This window comes from Sphingomonas sp., from assembly GCF_035555815.1.
Classification (GTDB): domain Bacteria; phylum Pseudomonadota; class Alphaproteobacteria; order Sphingomonadales; family Sphingomonadaceae; genus Sphingomonas.
This window is the reverse complement of sequence record NZ_DATMGG010000028.1, coordinates 1-16,488: the sequence shown is the minus strand read 5'-3', so window position 1 is coordinate 16,488 and position 16,488 is coordinate 1. Positions and strand designations below refer to the sequence as shown.

General features: G+C 68.4%; 12 protein-coding genes. 8 read left to right on the top strand and 4 right to left on the bottom strand.

All coding sequences use genetic code 11. The features are described 5' to 3' along the window. Positions 1 to 13: 13 nt before the first annotated feature. The 4 genes from VNR91_RS01625 to VNR91_RS01610 all read left to right on the top strand — a co-directional run bounded on the left by VNR91_RS01625 (position 14) and on the right by VNR91_RS01610 (position 5,210). Positions 14 to 1,744 (top strand): gamma-glutamyltransferase family protein, encoded by a 1,731-nt coding sequence (locus VNR91_RS01625; RefSeq protein WP_325489050.1) that lies wholly within the window; start codon positions 14 to 16, stop codon positions 1,742 to 1,744. A gap of 62 nt (positions 1,745 to 1,806) precedes the next feature. After that, positions 1,807 to 3,594: an AMP-dependent synthetase/ligase gene (locus tag VNR91_RS01620; RefSeq protein ID WP_325489049.1), complete on the top strand. Its 1,788-nt coding sequence runs from the start codon at positions 1,807 to 1,809 to the stop codon at positions 3,592 to 3,594. 70 nt (positions 3,595 to 3,664) lie between these two features. Further along, positions 3,665 to 4,144, top strand: a complete 480-nt coding sequence (gene purE / locus VNR91_RS01615) for a 5-(carboxyamino)imidazole ribonucleotide mutase (RefSeq protein WP_325489048.1) — start codon at positions 3,665 to 3,667, stop codon at positions 4,142 to 4,144. A 58-nt stretch (positions 4,145 to 4,202) separates the two neighbouring features. Then, complete coding sequence (locus VNR91_RS01610; protein ID WP_414712360.1) at positions 4,203 to 5,210, top strand: 5-(carboxyamino)imidazole ribonucleotide synthase; 1,008 nt, start codon at positions 4,203 to 4,205, stop codon at positions 5,208 to 5,210. 148 nt (positions 5,211 to 5,358) lie between these two features. On the opposite strand, the gene VNR91_RS01605 is transcribed toward VNR91_RS01610, so the two are convergent. Next, a complete protein-coding gene (locus tag VNR91_RS01605; RefSeq protein ID WP_325489046.1) occupies positions 5,359 to 5,658 on the bottom strand; it encodes a hypothetical protein in 300 nt (99 codons plus the stop codon). Positions 5,659 to 5,679: 21 nt separating this feature from the next. Further along, positions 5,680 to 8,511, bottom strand: coding sequence for a pitrilysin family protein (locus tag VNR91_RS01600; RefSeq protein WP_325489045.1), 2,832 nt, complete (start codon positions 8,509 to 8,511; stop codon positions 5,680 to 5,682). Between the two features lie 211 nt (positions 8,512 to 8,722). On the opposite strand from VNR91_RS01600, the gene VNR91_RS01595 reads away from it, so the two are divergent. Beyond that, positions 8,723 to 10,369: a M28 family metallopeptidase gene (locus VNR91_RS01595; RefSeq protein WP_325489044.1), complete on the top strand. Its 1,647-nt coding sequence runs from the start codon at positions 8,723 to 8,725 to the stop codon at positions 10,367 to 10,369. 26 nt (positions 10,370 to 10,395) lie between these two features. Here the strand turns inward: VNR91_RS01595 and ppc are convergent, their stop codons facing one another. Next, the gene (gene ppc, locus VNR91_RS01590; protein WP_325489043.1) at positions 10,396 to 13,062 is read right to left on the bottom strand and encodes a phosphoenolpyruvate carboxylase; all 2,667 of its coding nucleotides are present in this window, start codon (positions 13,060 to 13,062) and stop codon (positions 10,396 to 10,398) included. A gap of 96 nt (positions 13,063 to 13,158) precedes the next feature. On the opposite strand from ppc, the gene VNR91_RS01585 reads away from it, so the two are divergent. The 3 genes from VNR91_RS01585 (at position 13,159) to VNR91_RS01575 (ending at position 16,046) form a co-directional block, all read left to right on the top strand. Beyond that, positions 13,159 to 13,641: a hypothetical protein gene (locus VNR91_RS01585; protein ID WP_325489042.1), complete on the top strand. Its 483-nt coding sequence runs from the start codon at positions 13,159 to 13,161 to the stop codon at positions 13,639 to 13,641. An 81-nt stretch (positions 13,642 to 13,722) separates the two neighbouring features. After that, positions 13,723 to 14,676: an isopenicillin N synthase family dioxygenase gene (locus tag VNR91_RS01580; protein WP_325489041.1), complete on the top strand. Its 954-nt coding sequence runs from the start codon at positions 13,723 to 13,725 to the stop codon at positions 14,674 to 14,676. Between the two features lie 77 nt (positions 14,677 to 14,753). Further along, positions 14,754 to 16,046: a homoserine dehydrogenase gene (locus VNR91_RS01575; RefSeq protein ID WP_325489040.1), complete on the top strand. Its 1,293-nt coding sequence runs from the start codon at positions 14,754 to 14,756 to the stop codon at positions 16,044 to 16,046. Here the strand turns inward: VNR91_RS01575 and VNR91_RS01570 are convergent. Beyond that, on the bottom strand, positions 16,043 to 16,381 hold the full coding sequence (locus VNR91_RS01570) for a hypothetical protein (protein ID WP_325489039.1): 339 nt from the start codon (positions 16,379 to 16,381) through the stop codon (positions 16,043 to 16,045). The genes VNR91_RS01575 and VNR91_RS01570 overlap by 4 nt on opposite strands. Positions 16,382 to 16,488: the final 107 nt, after the last annotated feature.

Sequence of the window (16,488 nt, the reverse complement as noted above, 5' to 3'; positions counted from 1 at the left end):
GTTCGCCGCCGCCATCGTCGCCCTTGCCCCCGCCCCCGCGCTAGCACAGGGCATCGTCTCCTCCGCCGATCCGCGTGCCGCTGAAGCCGGGCGTGAAATCCTGCGCGCGGGCGGCACCGCGACCGACGCGGCGATGGCGATGATGCTCGCGCTCACCGTGGTCGAACCGCAATCGTCGGGCATCGGCGGCGGCGGCTTTCTGATCCATCACGATGGCAAGAGCGGCGCGATCGACACGATCGACGGCCGCGAGAAGGCTCCGGCCGCCGCCAGCCCGAACCGCTTCCTCGGCCCCGATGGCAAGCCGCGCCCGTTCGTCGAACTGTTCCCCGGCGGCCAGTCGGTCGGCGTGCCCGGCAACGTCCGGCTGATGGCGCTGGCGCACAAGAAATGGGGCAAATTGCCGTGGAAGGCGCTGTTCGAGCCGGCGATCCGGCTGGCGGAGCAGGGCTATCAGGTGACGCGGCCGATGGCGGCGTCGTCGGCCATGCTGGCGCCGCTGTGGTTCGGCAGGCGCATATCCGCCTCCACCCCGACCGCCCCGACCGGGCAACCCGTGGCCGGCGACGATTCGACCACCATCGTCCCGACCGCCGATGCCTTTCCGGATGTTGCCGCGCTCTACGCGCCCGGCGGCCGGCCGCTGACCGAGGGGATGACGGTCCGCAACCCCGCGCTCGCCGCGACGCTGCGCACGCTGGCCGACGAAGGCGCCGATGCTTTCTACACCGGCGAAAGCGCGCAACGGCTGGTCGACACCGTCACCCAATCGAAGGTGGCGCCGAGCGACATGACGCTGGCCGATCTCACCGCCTATCAGGCGGCCGAGCGGCCGGCGGTGTGCACCCGCTATCGCACCTACAAGCTGTGCGGCATGGGCCCGCCCTCGTCCGGCGCGACCACGGTATTCCAGATCCTGGGGATGCTCGAACGCTTCGACATGAAGAAGCTGGGCAAGGATTCGCCGGTGGCGTGGCATCTGATCAGCGAGGCGATGCTGCTCGCCTATGCCGACCGGGAGAAATATCTGGGCGACCCCGATTTCGTGTCGGTGCCGGTCGCCGGGCTGCTCGACCGGGGCTATATCGCGTCGCGCTCCAAACGGCTGTCGACGACCAAAAGCCTCGGCACCTATGAGGCGGGCACGCCGCCGGGCGCGCAGCCGCGCACCGCCGCGATCCAGAACGAAACGCCGGGTACCACCCATTTCATCGCGGTCGACCGTCAGGGCGACGTGGTGACGATGACGTCGACGGTGGAAGGGCCGTTCGGCAGTCAGCTGGTCGCGGGCGGCTATGTGCTGAACAACGAACTGACCGACTTCACCGCCGCGCCGGAGAAGAACGGCGCGCCTGTCGCCAACCGGGTCGAACCGGGCAAGCGCCCGCTCAGCTCGATGTCGCCGACCATCGTTTACGACGCGAAGGGCCAGCCGATCTTCACCGTCGGCGCGGCGGGCGGCAAGACGATCATCATGCAGGTCGCCAAGGCGCTGATCGCCCACCTGGACTGGGGCGAGAATGCGCGCGACTCGATCGGTGAAGGGCTGATCTTCTTCAACGATGCCGGGCTGATCCTGGAGGAAGGCACCGGCCGTGTGGCGCTGAAGCCCGCGCTGGAGGCGCTCGGCCACACCGTGACGATCGGCAAGCTGGGGCTGAAGGCCAACGCGGCCGAAAGGACCGCCTCCGGCTGGGTCGGCGCCGCCGATCCACGCAGCGTCGGCGTCGCGCTGAAGGAGTGAACTGCGATTGAACCCCAAGAGCGGCCCCGACCAAAAATGGCGGGGATAAGGAGACCGACCGCGTGAGGACGCTCGAACATTTTCCCAATCTGGTCACCATGTTCTTCACGCGCGCTCGTGAAAAGGGTGACGCACCGTTCCTGTGGCACAAGGCCGGCGGACGGTGGCTGCCGACCAGCTGGGCACAGGCCGCGCAACAGGTCGCCAGCCTGACGACCGCGCTCAAGGCGCAGGGGCTGAAACCTGGCGACCGGGTGATGCTGGTCAGCGAAAACCGCCCCGAGTGGTGCATCACCGATCTGGCGGTGATGGCGGCGGGCGGGGTGACCGTCCCCGCCTACACCACCAACACCGAACGCGATCATGCCCATATCCTGGAGAATTCGGGCGCGTGCATGGTCGTCGTCTCGACGCCGAAGCTGGCCAAGGTGCTGATGCCGGCGGTGCTGCGATCCTCGGTACGGATCGTGATCGGTATCGACGAACAGCGACCGGGCCAGACCGGCGTGGCGGACTATCACGACTGGAATGACCTGATCGCCGGCCATCCCGCCGACGTCGAGGCGATTGCAGCGGGCATCACCGCGACGCGCGACGATCTCGCCTGCATCATCTACACCAGCGGCACCGGCGGCGCCCCGCGCGGGGTGATGCAGCATCACGGCGCGATCCTGCACAACGTCGACGGCTGCTGCACGGTGATCTCCGAGGATTTCGGCTGGGAGGATGAGGTGTTCCTCAGCTTCCTGCCGCTCTCCCACGCATACGAACACAGTGGCGGCCAGCATTTCCCGATCGGGCTGGGCGCGCAGATCTATTACGCCGAAGGGCTCGACAAGCTGGCGTCCAATATCGAGGAGACCCGCCCGACGATCATGGTCGTGGTGCCGCGTCTGTTCGAGGTGCTCCGCACCCGCATCACCAAGTCGGTGGAGAAACAGGGCCGGCTATCGTCCTATCTGCTCGACCGCGCGGTCAGCATCGGCGGCAAGAAGGCGGCGGGGGGCGTGCCGTTCTACGACCAGCCGATGAAGCTGGTGGTCAACCGCCTGTTCAAGCCCAGGATCGCCAAGCGGTTCGGCGGGCGGATCAAGGCGATGGTCTCCGGCGGCGCGCCCCTCAATCCCGAGGTGGGGCAATTCTTCGAATCGATCGGCCTCACCTTCCTCCAGGGCTATGGCCAGACCGAGGCGGCGCCCGTGATCTCGTGCAACCGCCCCTCGGCGGGACTCAAGCACGACACCGTCGGCCCGCCGCTCAAGAACACCGAGGTCCGCATCGCCGACGACGGCGAGATCCTGGTGCGCGGCGAACTGGTGATGCACGGTTACTGGCGCAATGAAGAGGAAACGGCCCGTGTCCTGAAGGACGGCTGGCTCCACACCGGCGACATCGGCCTGATCGACGACAAGGGCCGCATCAAGATCACCGATCGCAAGAAGGACATCATCGTCAACGACAAGGGCGACAATGTCGCACCGCAAAAGGTGGAGGGGATGCTGACCCTCCAGAACGAGATCGTCCAGGCGATGATCTATGGAGACCGAAAACCCTACATGGTCGCGGTGATCGTGCCCGACCCCGAATGGACGCAGGAATGGTGCGCGAAGAACGGCGAGGCGTGCGATTTCCCTCGGCTTTCCGGCAACCATGATTTCAAGGCGGCGATCGGCCAGGCGGTCGAACGGGTCAACCGCGAGCTGTCGCAGATTGAGCGCATCCGTCGCTTCATCCTCGCCGACCAGCCGTTCTCGATCGAGAACGAGCAGCTGACGCCCAGCCTGAAGATCCGCCGCCACATCCTGCGCGCCGCCTATGGTGAGCGGCTGGATGCGCTCTACGCCGGGTGATCGGACATCGGACGGAAACGTCGTCGAACGATGGGTTGGAAAATCCCGACACTGCCGCTAACCGCATCGCATGACGCTGGTGGGCATCATCATGGGCTCGTCCTCCGACTGGGAGACGATGCGGCACGCGGCCGAGACGCTGGACGCGCTGGGCGTCGCGCATGAAACGCGCGTCGTCTCCGCGCACCGCACGCCGCAGCGGCTCTACGACTATGCCACCACCGCCGCCGGGCGCGGGCTGAAGGTGATCGTCGCGGGCGCCGGCGGCGCCGCCCACCTGCCGGGCATGGCGGCGGCGATGACCCATCTGCCGGTGCTGGGCGTGCCGGTCGAGTCCAAGGCGCTGAAGGGCATGGATAGCCTGATGTCGATCGTCCAGATGCCGGGGGGCATCCCCGTAGGCACGCTTGCGATCGGCCGGGCGGGCGCGATCAACGCCGGGCTGCTCGCCGCCGCGATCCTCGCGACCAGCGATGACGAACTGGCGCAGCGGTTGATCGACTGGCGCGCGGCGCAGACCGCCAGCGTCGTCAACGACCCGGCCGAATAACGCCGTGCTGCCGCCCGGATCGACGATCGGCATATTGGGCGCCGGCCAGCTCGGCCGGATGCTGGCGGTCGCGGCGGCGCAATTGGGCTATCGCACCCATGTCTACGCACCGGAGACCGGGCCGGCCAATGACGTCAGCGGCACCTACACGCGCGGCGGCTATTACGACGCCGGCGAGCTGGCGAAATTCGCGCGCGCGGTCGACGTCATCACCTATGAGTTCGAGAATATCGCCGTCGCGCCGATCGAGGGCGTCGCGCTGATGGCGCCGATCCACCCCTCCCCCCGATCGCTGGCGGTGGCGCAGGACCGCGCCGAGGAGAAGGCGTTCGTCGAGGCGCTAGGCGGCCGTCCCGCGCCGTGGCGGCGGGTCGACAATCGCGCCGCGCTGGATGAGGCGATCGCGGCGATCGGCTGCCCCGCGATCCTCAAGACCGCGACGCTGGGCTATGACGGCAAGGGCCAGGCGCGGATCGCCAGCCCCGCCGACGCCGATGCGGCGTGGGAGGCGATCGCCGGCGCCCCGGCGGTGCTGGAGGGCTTCGTCACCTTCGATCACGAATTCTCGATCCTGCTCGTGCGCGGCGCCGATGGCGCGATCGCCAGCTATCCGCCGCCGCACAACGAACACCGCGACGGCATCCTCGCGCGGTCGAGCGTGCCCGCGCCCGCTCCGGTCGCGGCGCAATGGACCGAGGCGGCAGCGCTGGCCGGGCGGGTCGCCGAGGCGCTCGACCATGTCGGCGTGCTGACGCTGGAATTCTTCGCCACCGCCGATGGACCCGTGTTCAATGAGATGGCGCCGCGCGTCCATAATTCCGGTCACTGGACGATCGAGGGCGCGGTGACCTCGCAGTTCGAGAACCACATCCGCGCGATCTGCGGTCTGCCGCTCGGCGACACCGGGCTGACCGGCACGCGGGTGGTGATGGAGAACCTGATCGGAGAGGACGCCGCTGGCTGGGATGCGATCCTTGGCGAGCGCGACGCTCACCTTCACCTCTATGGCAAGCATGAAGCACGCCCCGGCCGCAAGATGGGGCATGTCACGCGCGTGACGCGCTGACCTTTCAGCCTCACATCGTCGATGAGCCGATGGCGCAGGCCGATAGCGCAGCGTCGCGCCCCGCCCCAACGGAAACGGCGACCGGAGCGTCAGCCCCGATCGCCGTGAAATTTCGTCCGGCCCGACCAGCGAGCCGGCGTGCGGAGGATCAGGCGCGCGCGCCGTCCATCGGGAAGCTGCCGAACGCGCCGGCGGTGACGGTGCCGTTGATCGCGTCGCCGTCGACGGTCGCTTCGATCGTCAGCGTCATCGGCATCGGGATCGAGATATCTATGCTCCAGCGCAGCGTGTCGCCGTCGACCTTGCCGTCCTTGATCTCGGTGCTGCCCATCGCGCCCACATAGGAGCCGGTGAAGGTGTCGCCGTCGCTCGCGACGGTCAGCGTCGCCTTCTGGTCACCCATCGGCGACTTGGTGACGGTTTCCCAGGTGCCATCGACATTCGCCATGCTGCTTGCCCTCTCTCGCGATCACTTGTTGGCCGGCGCGGGCGGCGTAGCGCCCGCGACCGGAACCACCTCGACCGGCAGGCCGATCGAGTCAAGCTGCGGCCGGACCTTGGCGGCATCGCCGACCACCACCCAGACGAACTTGCCGGCGTCGAGAACCCCGCGTGCCGCAGCGTCAAGCTGGGGTGCCGTCAGCGCACGATATTTTTGCGCCAGCGTCGCGTAGTAATCGTCGGGCCGCTTGGCGAGGTCGTTGGATTGCATCGCGGTCAGCACCGCGCCCGACGTCTCGAAATTGCCCGACAGTTCGCGAACGAAGCCGGTGATGGTGCGGTCGAACTCGACCGGGGTGATGCCCTTCGTCGTCAGGAACTCCTGGACGTCGCCCTGGATCGCCTTGATCGAATCGCCGGTGCGGTCGGCCTGCACCGGGGTCGACACCATGTAGGGCACGGCATGTTCGAGCCGGCGGAAGCTGCCGCTGGCGCCATAGGTCCAGCCCTTGCTCTCACGCAGGTCCATGTTGATGCGCGACAGGAAGTTGCCGCCCAGCACGTCGTTGGCGGTGATATAGGGCAACAGCTCCTCCGTGCCGCTCAGGCCGGTGAGCTGCGCGCCGACGATCACCGATTGCGGCGAATCGGGGCGGTCGATCAGCACGATCTTCGGCGCCGATTGCTGCGCCGGGGCGGCAAAGCTCTTGACCCCGGCCGCGCCGGTGCCGCGCCAGTCGCCGAACCGCCCCTCGAGCGCAGCCTTGACCTCGGCCAACGGGCGATCGCTGACGACGAAGATCTTGACCTTGTCCGGACGCAGCCACGCGGCGTGGAACGCCTGCAGATCCGCCGGGGTCAGCGTGGCGACCGCGGCGGCATCGCCCGATCCGGCAGCCGATTTGGCATAGGGCGACGCCGGACCGTAGACCAGCGTCGGCGCGGCGCGGGCGGCCAGCGCATTGGGATTGGCCATATCGGCGGCGATCCGCGCGAGCAATTGGTTGCGGATGCGCGCCACTTCCGGCGCGGCGAACGCCGGATGACGCACCACATCGGCCAGCACGCCCAATGCCGGGTTGAGATTGGCGCTGGGCGCCTCGAACGTCACGGAGGTACGGTCGGGGGAGCTCATCGTCCCGATGTTCATGCCCAGCCGCTCCTGCGTTTCCGCCAGCGCGATTGGATCCAGTGCCCTGGTCCCGCCCTCCTCCAGCGATGACAGCATCAGCGATTGGGTGCCGAGCTTGCCCGGCACGTCGGCGGCGACGCCCGCGTCAAAGCTGAGCACCGCGCGGGTGATCGGCACGGCGCTGCGCTGGGCATAGACCAGCTCGACCCCGTTTGAGAGTTTGGCACGCTCGACCTTGGGGAAGTCCAGATCCTTGATCTCGCCGACCGCGGGCATGGACCCGCGCGTCCCGGGCGCTACCGGGGCCTCCGCCGCCTCCGGCGCCGGGGCCCTGGGCGGCGTCGTCGTCTCGGCATAGGCCTCGCGCGCACCCGGCTCGACCGTCAGCGCGAACACCGGGCGGCTCAGCCACTTCTGCGCCGCCGCCTTGACGCTGGCCGGCGTCGCGGTCGCATAGGCCTCCAGCTCCTTCTTGTAGAAGCCGGGATCGTTCGAATAGAGCGCCCCCTCCGCCAGCGCGACCGCCTTGCCGCTGAAATCACCGACCTGCTCCAGCCCGGCGATGGTGCCGGTTACCTGTCGCATCGCGACTCGCTGCACTTCGTCGGCGGTCGGGCCGTTCTTGAGCAGATCCGCCAGCACCGCGTCGAGACGCTGGTTGACCTGGGCGACGTCGACGCCCGGCTTCACATTGACCTGAATCTCAAAGAAGCCCAGCTGCTCGAAATCCTGCACGTCCGCCGACGCCGACACCGCGAGCTGGTCCTTGCGTACCAGGCTGTTGTCGAGCCGCGAGCTGGCGAGGCCGCCCAGCACGCTGGCGAAGATGTTGAGCGGCACCGAATCCTTGTCGTTCAGGCCGGGCACCGCCCAATAGCGATACAGCCGGGTGTTGGCGACGCGATCCTTCATCGTCATCGCCTTGGGCGCGGACAGAGTCGGTACGGTGGTGGCGGCGTCGGCGGTCTTGGGGCCGGCGGGGATATCGCCGAAATACTTCGCGACCAGCGGACGGGCGGTGGCGACGTCGATGTCGCCCGCCAGCACCAGCACGGCGTTGTTCGGGCCATAGTGCGCCCGGAACCAGCCCTTCACATCGTCCAGGCTGGCGGCATCCAGATCGGCCATCGACCCGATCGTGCTGTGGCCATAGGGGTGATCGGGCGGCAACAGTCCCGCCAGCTGGGCGTATTCGACCAGCCCGAACGGCGCGTTGTCGCCCTGGCGCTTTTCGTTCTGGACGACGGCGCGCTGGTTATCGAGCGTCTGCTGAGTCACCGCGCCGAGCAGATGGCCCATGCGGTCGCTTTCCAGGAACAGCGCGCGTTCGAGCGCCGGGGTCGGCACGGTCTCGAAATAATTGGTGCGATCGAACCAGGTGGTGCCGTTGAAATCGGTCGCGCCGACTTCCTGCAGCGGCACGAAGAAATCGCCGGGCGAATTCTCCGACCCGTTGAACATCAGATGCTCGAACAGATGGGCAAAGCCGGTCTTGCCCTTCGGCTCGTTCTTCGAACCGATGTCGTACCACACGCTGACCGCGACGATGGGCGCCTTGCGGTCGGTATGGACGATGACGCGCAGGCCGTTGGGCAGGGTGAAGCTCTGGTACGGGATATTCACCTCGCGGACCAGTTCGGCGACGGGCACCGGCTTCGCGTCCTGGGCGACGGCGGGGACGGCGAGCGCCAGCAGCGCGACGCTGCCCAGCATGAGCGACAATTTCATGGAATACCCTCAAAATATGGTCTGCCGGGGACCCGGCCGGATCGCCCGAAGCTATACAACCACCGGGCCTTCATCAATCGACCGTGGCACGAACGACACGGTACGGGTAAACAACGTTTGACCCCGGTGCGATCCGCAACACGCGGTTTGCCCGGCGGCGCGCGCTGGCTACGATACGTCATCAAGAGACTGATGAGAGGGGCCTTCCACCATGAAGAGACTGATCGCGGCGCTGCTCGCCTGCACCGCCACCATCGCCGTCGCCCAGGACGCGCCGACCGCCGCCTTCACCCCGGAAGCGGTGCGCGCGCACGTCGAGTTCCTCGCCGACGACCTGCTCGAAGGGCGCGACATCGGTACGCGCGGGCATGAGATCGCGGCGCGCTACGTCGCCAGCCAGTTCGACGCGATGGGGCTGAAGCCGGCCGGCGACAACGGCGGCTGGTATCAGCGCGTCACCTTTCAAAAGACCCTGCCGGGCGCGAGCCCGGCCCGGCTGACGATTACCGGCGCCGGCGGCTCGCAAAGCTGGGAACAGGGCACGGAGGTGCTGGTCGCCCCCAGCCCGCGCGAGCGCGCGCTGGATCTGTCCGCGCCGTTGGTGTTCGTCGGCTACGGCATCAGCGACGCCGCCACCGGCATCGACGATTACAAGGGCGTCGATGCCAGGGGAAAGATCGTCGTCGTGCTCTCCGGCTTTCCCAAGGGGATGCCGAGCGAGGTCGGCGCGCATCTGGGTTCGTCCAAGTCACAGGCGGCGCAGGCACATGGCGCGATCGGCGTCCTCACCATCGCGACGCTCGACGATGCGAAGCGGCGGCCGTGGGACGTGACGAAACGCGCTGGCGGCGCCCCCCGCTACGGCTGGGTCGGCGAGGACGGCCAGCCATTCACCGAAACCCCCGGCGTGCGCGGCGGCGGCTATTTGAACGGGCCGGCGGCGCAGGCGGTATTCGCGGACGCGTCGCGCACGGTGGCGCAAGTGCTGGCCGAGGCGGACAAGACCGGCGGCCGGCCCAAGCCGTTCGCGCTCAAGACCAGCGCGCGGATCGAGGCGAGCAGCACCGCCGAACGCATCACCAGCCCCAATGTCGCGGCGATCCTGCCCGGGTCCGATCCGACGCTGGCCAGCGAATATGTGGTGCTGTCGGCGCACCTCGACCACATCGGGGTGACCGCGAAGAAGGATGGTGAGCCGGCCGATACCGATCACATCAACAACGGCGCGCTCGACAACGCCGCCGGCATCGCGACCATGCTGGAGGTCGCCCGCGCGATCACCCAGTCGCCGGACAAGCCCAAGCGGTCGATCATCTTCGTCGCCTCTACCGGCGAGGAAAAGGGGCTGCTCGGCGCCGATTATTTCGCGCGCCATCCCGGTGTGCCGATCGACAGGATCGTCGGCAACGTCGATCTCGACATGCCGCTGCTGCTCTATCGCTTCACCGACGTCACCGCGTTCGGCGCCGACCATTCGACGCTGGGGCCGCTGGTCGCCGCCGCGGTCAAGCCGATGGGGGTGACGCTGTCGCCAGATCCGATGCCGCAGGAGAGCATCTTCGTCCGCTCCGACCATTATATGTTCGTGAAGCAGGGCGTGCCGGCGGTGTTCCTGGCGACCGGTTTCGCCAACGGCGGCGGCGAGCAGTGGGGCAAGTTCCTGAGCGGCAACTACCACCACCCCGGCGATGACATGAACCAGCCGATCGACTGGGTCGCCGGCGCCCGCTTCGCCGAGGCCAATTACCGCATCACCATGGCGATGGCCGACGCCGCCGAGGCCCCCAGATGGTACAAGGGCGACTATTTCGGCGATCTGTTCGCCAAGGACCGGCCAAAGGCGGACAAGGGGAAATAGGGGCGGCGCTCTGGAGACAGCGGGGCTCAGCCCGAATTGCGCAGCGCCGTGGCGATCGCGTTGATCGACAGCAGGATGCCCTCGCCCACGCGCGGATCGTCCTCGCCGGCGCGGTGGCGCTTGAGCAGTTCGATCTGGAGCAGGTTGAGCGGCTCGATATAGGGCAGCCGCAGCCGGATCGATGTCTCCAGCGCCGGATTCTTCTCAAGCAGCCGCGTCTGCCGGGTGATCTGGAGCAGTCCGTCATGCGTCTCCTGCCAGCCATCGCGGATCCGGCCAAAGATCGTGTCGCGGGTGGCCGCGTCCTCGACCAGCGCCGCGTAGCGGGTGGCGATGCCCATGTCCGATTTCGCCAGCACCTGCTCCATGTTCGCCAGCGTCGACGCGAACAGCGGCCACGCGCCGGCCATCTCGCGCAGCAGCCCCTTGTCGTCGAACGCCGTGATCGCCGCGCCGACGCCATACCAGCCGGGCAGCATCACCCGCGCCTGCGACCATGAGAACACCCAGGGGATCGCGCGCAGATCCTCGATCGCGTCGGATTTCTTGCGGCTGGCCGGGCGCGATCCGATCTTCAGCCCCGAAATTTCCGCGATCGGGGTCATCTGGCGAAAGAAGCTGCGGAAATCATCGGTGCCATAGACCAGCGCGCGATACGCGGCGAAGGCGGTGTTGGAGAGCTGGTCCATCGCCGTCGCGAAGCGTTCGGCATCGCGCGCGGGCAGTTCGACGGGGGCCAGGCTGGCGAGCAGCGTCGCCGATGCCATCGCCTCCAGGTTGGTCATCGCGCTGGCGCGCGTGCCGTATTTGGCGGCGATCACCTCGCCCTGTTCGGTGATGCGGATATGGCCCTGAACCGTTCCCGGCGGCTGGGCCTGGATCGCCTGGAACGACGACCCCCCACCGCGCCCGACCGCGCCGCCGCGCCCGTGGAACAGCTGCATCGCCACGCCGGCGCGCTCGAACACCGGCGTCAGCGCCGCCGACCCCTTCGACAATTGCCAGGTGGAGGTCAGGTATCCGCCGTCCTTGTTCGAATCGGAATAGCCGATCATCACTTCCTGCATACCGCGCGCCTGCGCGATCGCGGCGATTTCGGGCAGCGCCAGCCAGTCGGTCATGATCGCCGGCGCGCGTTCCAGATCGGCGATCGTCTCGAACAACGGCACCGCCATGACGTGCGCCTGCGGCGGATCGCCCGGCACGTACAGCCCGGCCTCCTTCAGCAGCACATGCACCTCGAGCAGATCGGATACCGACGTCGCCATCGAGATCACATAGTTGACGATGCAGGCGCGGCCGTAGGTGGCGTGCGCCTCGGCCGCCGCATGGACGATCGCCAGTTCGGACGCGGTCTCCTCCGAATAGTCGGCATAGGGGCTGGCCAGCGGACGCGGGCTGGTCAGTTCGCGGCGCAGCAGCGCGACACGCGCACCCTCGTCCAGCGCGGCATAATCCGCCTCGACACCGGCGGCCTTGAGCAGTTCGGCGACGACGCGCTCGTGCACCGCGCTGTTCTGCCGCATGTCGAGCGTGGCGAGGTGGAAGCCGAACGTCTCGACCGCGCGGATCAGCCGGCCCAGCGCGCCTTCGCTGGCGAGCGGACCGTCGCCCAGCCCACGCGCGAGCGCGACCAGATCGGCGCGCAGCGCGCCCGGATCGGCATAGGGGACGCCCGCCAGCGGGTGCGGGCGCGGCGCCGGCTTGCCGACCAACACCGCAAAGGTCGCGGCCAGCCGCGCATAGATGCCCGACAGCGCCCGGCGATAGGGTTCGTCGATCCGGCTGGGCGCGGCATCGCCGCTCGCCTCCGCCAGCGCGAGCACGGCGTCATCCACGTCCGCATGATCGCTGGAAATAGACAGTTCGGCGCCGAGCGCGTGAACCGCATCCAGATAATGGCCGAGCGCCGCTTCCGCCGCGCGGCCCAGCGCCTGCCGCATCGAATCGGCGGTAACATAGGGATTGCCGTCGCGATCGCCGCCGATCCAGCTGCCCGGTTTCAGGAAACTCGGCACCCGCTCGCCGACCGCACGGTCCCAGCGCGCATAGAGCGCGGGCAGCGCCGGCAGGAACACGTCGCGCAGATAGGACAGCGCGATCTCCACCTCGTCGGTGACGAACAGACGCTCGCGCCGCAGCACCCGCGTCTGCCACAGCAGCGCGATCTGGCGCAGAATCGCGTCGTCGACGCGGTCGCCGTCCTCGGTCTCGGTCGCGCCTGTATCGCGGATCGCCATCAATTCGGCGATGCGGTTGCGGTGGTCGATCATCGACTTGCGCCGAACCTCGGTCGGGTGCGCCGTCAGCACCGGCGCGACCAGCGCGGTGTCGAGCAGCGCCATCACCGCGTCGCGACCGATCCCCTTCGCCTCCAGCGCCGCCAGCGCATGGGCGAGATCCGCCCCTTCCTCGGCCGCCACCCCCTGCCGGTCCTCGGCCAGGTTGGCGAGCATCGAGAACAGCATGAAGCCCCGCACGAAATCGAGCGTCTCGTCGAGCGTCAGTCGCTCCAGCCCCGGATCGATCGCGTCGGCCCCGGCCACGCCTCGCGCGCGATCGACCGAGGTGGCGCGAATATATTCCGTGCGCTTGAACAACTCCTCCCCGCCATAGGCGCGGATCACGTCGCCGAGGAGACGGCCGAGGAAACGGACGTCGGGGTTGTTCGTGATCGGGGGAAGAGTCGCCATGGGCGCACTTGCTGCACCGCGGCAGGACATCGGTCAATCGTTGACGACAGGCCCGGTACGCGCTAGTGTGTTATTCAAATAATACAGGAGCCAACCATGCGCGCGCTGTTGATCGCCCCACTCGTCCTGGCGCTTGGCGCCTGTGGCGACGGCGAAGGCACCCAGATCTCGCTCAACGTCAACGATCCCGGCGGCGCGTCGTTCAATGCGTCCGCGGCCAAGGACGGCACCGTCGCGATCAACGCGCCCGGTTTCCGTGGCGCGATCAAGCTGCCGAAGATCCAGCTCGACGCCGGCGATTTCGATATCAACGGCGTCCGCCTGCCGCCGGGGTCAAAGATCGACGGCCTCAACATCGACGGCAACGCCGGCGACGATCGCGTGAGGGTGACCTTCACCAGCCCGATCGCCCCCGCCGCGGTGCGCGAATGGTTCCAGGGCAAGCTCGCCGCCAAGGGGTTCAAGTTGACCGCTCAGGGCGATTCGCTGTCCGGGACCACCGATGAAGGCAAGCCGTTCACCCTCATCGCCAGGTCGGGCGGCGAAGGATCGCTGGGCGAGATCGTCATCGCCGACTGATCCGCCCCGGGCGACCGCTGGCCCGGCGCGCGCCAAGCGCCTATGGTGGCACGATTCCCCGTTTCCATCAGGACGTGCCCGATGCTCGATACCCCCCTCGCCCAGGTGCCGCTGGTCAGCCTGACCGACCAGGACGCCGATCCGGACGCCTTTGCCGCAGAATTGGGCGGATCGTTCGAGCGGTTCGGCTTCGCGATGGTCGCCAACCACGGCGTCCCCGACCATGTCGTCACGCGGGCGTGGGCGATGACGCGAGCGTTCTTCGACCTGCCCGAAGACGAAAAGCGCGGCTATTTCGTCCCCGGCGGCGGCGGCGCGCGCGGCTACACCCCGTTCAAGACCGAGATCGCCAAAGGCGCGCGCCATGTCGACCTCAAGGAATTCTGGCACGTCGGGCGCGAACTGCCCGCCGGCCACCGCTTCGAGGCGGACATGGCGCCCAACATCTGGCCGGACCGGCCGGAGGGATTTCGCCAGGCGTTCCTCGACCTGTTCACCGCGCTCGACCGGGCGGGGGATCGGCTGCTGTCGGCGATCGCGCGCCACCTGAAGCTGGCGCCCGACTGGTTCGATCCGGCGGTACGGGACGGCAATTCGGTGTTGCGTCTGCTCCACTATCCGCCCGTCCCCGCCGATGCGCCCGAAGTGCGCGCGGGCGCGCATGAGGACATCAACCTGATCACCCTGCTGCTCGGCGCGGAGGAGGCGGGGCTGGAGCTGCTCGACAAGGACGGCCAGTGGCTGCCCGTCAAGCCGCCCGAAGGGGCGATGGTGGTCAACGTCGGCGACATGCTCCAGCGGCTGACCAACCACGTGCTGCCGTCGACGACCCACCGCGTGGTCAATCCGGCGCCCGAACGGCGCGGCTTCTCGCGCTATTCGATGCCGTTCTTCCTCCACCCGGCGCCCGATTTCCTGATCGAGACGCTGCCGTCGACAATCAGCGCGGCCAACCCGAACCGCTATCCCACGCCGATCACCGCGCACGACTATCTGCACGAGCGGTTGGTCGAGATCGGCCTGGTGAAGAAGTAATTCTTGCCTGCCGCGGACTTGTTCCGGGGCGCGCCCTTCCGCTAGGCGCGACCGTCTGTTGTCATGACGAGGACGGTATGACCGAACCATTGCGCGTTGCCCTTGCCGGGCTTGGCACCGTCGGTGGCGGGGTGATCCGGCTGATCGACGCCAACCGCGATCTGATCGCGCGGCGCGCGGGGCGGCCGATCGAGGTTGTCGCAGTCTCGGCGCGCGACCGGGCCAAGGATCGCGGCGTCGACATCTCGCGCTTCGCCTGGATCGATGACACCGCCGCGCTGGCCGCGCACCCCGGTGCCGACGTCGTGGTCGAGCTGGTCGGCGGATCGGACGGCCCCGCGCTGGCGCTCGCCCGCGCGACGCTGGCCGCCGGGCGCGGCCTGGTTACCGCCAACAAGGCGATGATCGCGCACCACGGACTGGAACTGGCGACGGCGGCCGAGGCGCAGGGTGTCGCGCTGAAGTTCGAGGCGGCGGTGGCGGGCGGCGTGCCGGTCATCAAGGGACTGCGCGAAGGCGCGGCGGCCAATGAGATCGGCCGCGTCTACGGCATCCTCAACGGCACCTGCAATTTCATCCTGTCGAAGATGGAGGCCGAGGGCCGCGACTTCGCCGAGGTGCTCGCCGAGGCCCAGGCGCTGGGCTTTGCCGAAGCCGATCCCAGCTTCGACATCGACGGCGTCGACGCCGCGCACAAGCTGTCGATCCTCGCCAGCGTCGCGTTCGGCACCCAGCCCGCGTTCGATCAGGTCGGCGTGACCGGCATCCGCCACCTGATCGGCGCCGACATCGCCGAGGCGGCGGCGCTGGGCTTTCGCGTGCGCCTGGTCGGGATCGCCGAGGCTGGCGCGCACGGCCTGTTCCAGCGCGTCCACCCGCATCTGGTGCCGCTCGACCATCCGCTGGCGCATGTCGTCGGATCGACCAACGCGGTGGTGGCGGAGGGCAATTACGTCGGCCGGCTGCTGTTCCAGGGCGCCGGCGCGGGTGACGGCCCGACCGCCAGCGCGGTGGTCGCCGACCTGATCGATATCGCGCGCGGCGAATATGGCCCGCCCTATGCGATGCCAGCCGCATCGCTCGGCCGGTTGCCCGCCGCCGATCCGGGCGAGCGGCGCGGGCGCGCCTATCTGCGCTTCACCGTCCCGGACAAGGTCGGCGTACTGGCCGAAATCGCCGCGGCGATGCGCGATGCGGGCGTCTCTATCGAGAGCCTGATCCAGCGGGGCGTCGCCACCGACGGTGGTGTGCTGCTGGCGATCGTCACCCACGAAGGGCCGGAGCGGTCCGTCGCACAGGCGCTGGAAAAGCTGCGCGGATCGCAGAGCCTGGCCGGCGATCCGATGTGGATGCCGCTGCTGGGCGGTTAGGGCGCCAGTTCCCGCGGCCTGACCCGCACCGCCTGGCCGTTGGTCGACATGCTGACCCCGACGAAGCCGCACTCGGCGAAAAACGCGCCGACGCGGCCGCACGGATTGAGCTTCGCCTCCAGCAGCCGCGAGCGTTCGGTCGGCACCGAATCGCGGATATCGGTGGCCAGGAAACCAACCCGATAACGATCGGCCTCACGCCGACCGCACACCAGGATCTCCTTGCTGTCGCTGGTCCTGCCGCAGGGGACTTCCGCACGGGTGCGATCGTGCGCGGCGGCGATCAACGCGGCATCATCGGCAGGGGCGGCGAGAAGCAGCAACAGCGAGAGCATCGATCGTCTCCACGGGGCGGTGCGCGACAATGGCGCGTTGCGATGCTGTGGCGCAAGTCCCGACACACGGATCGCATGGCTTGGGGGCTGGGCTTTTGGGTTCGCGC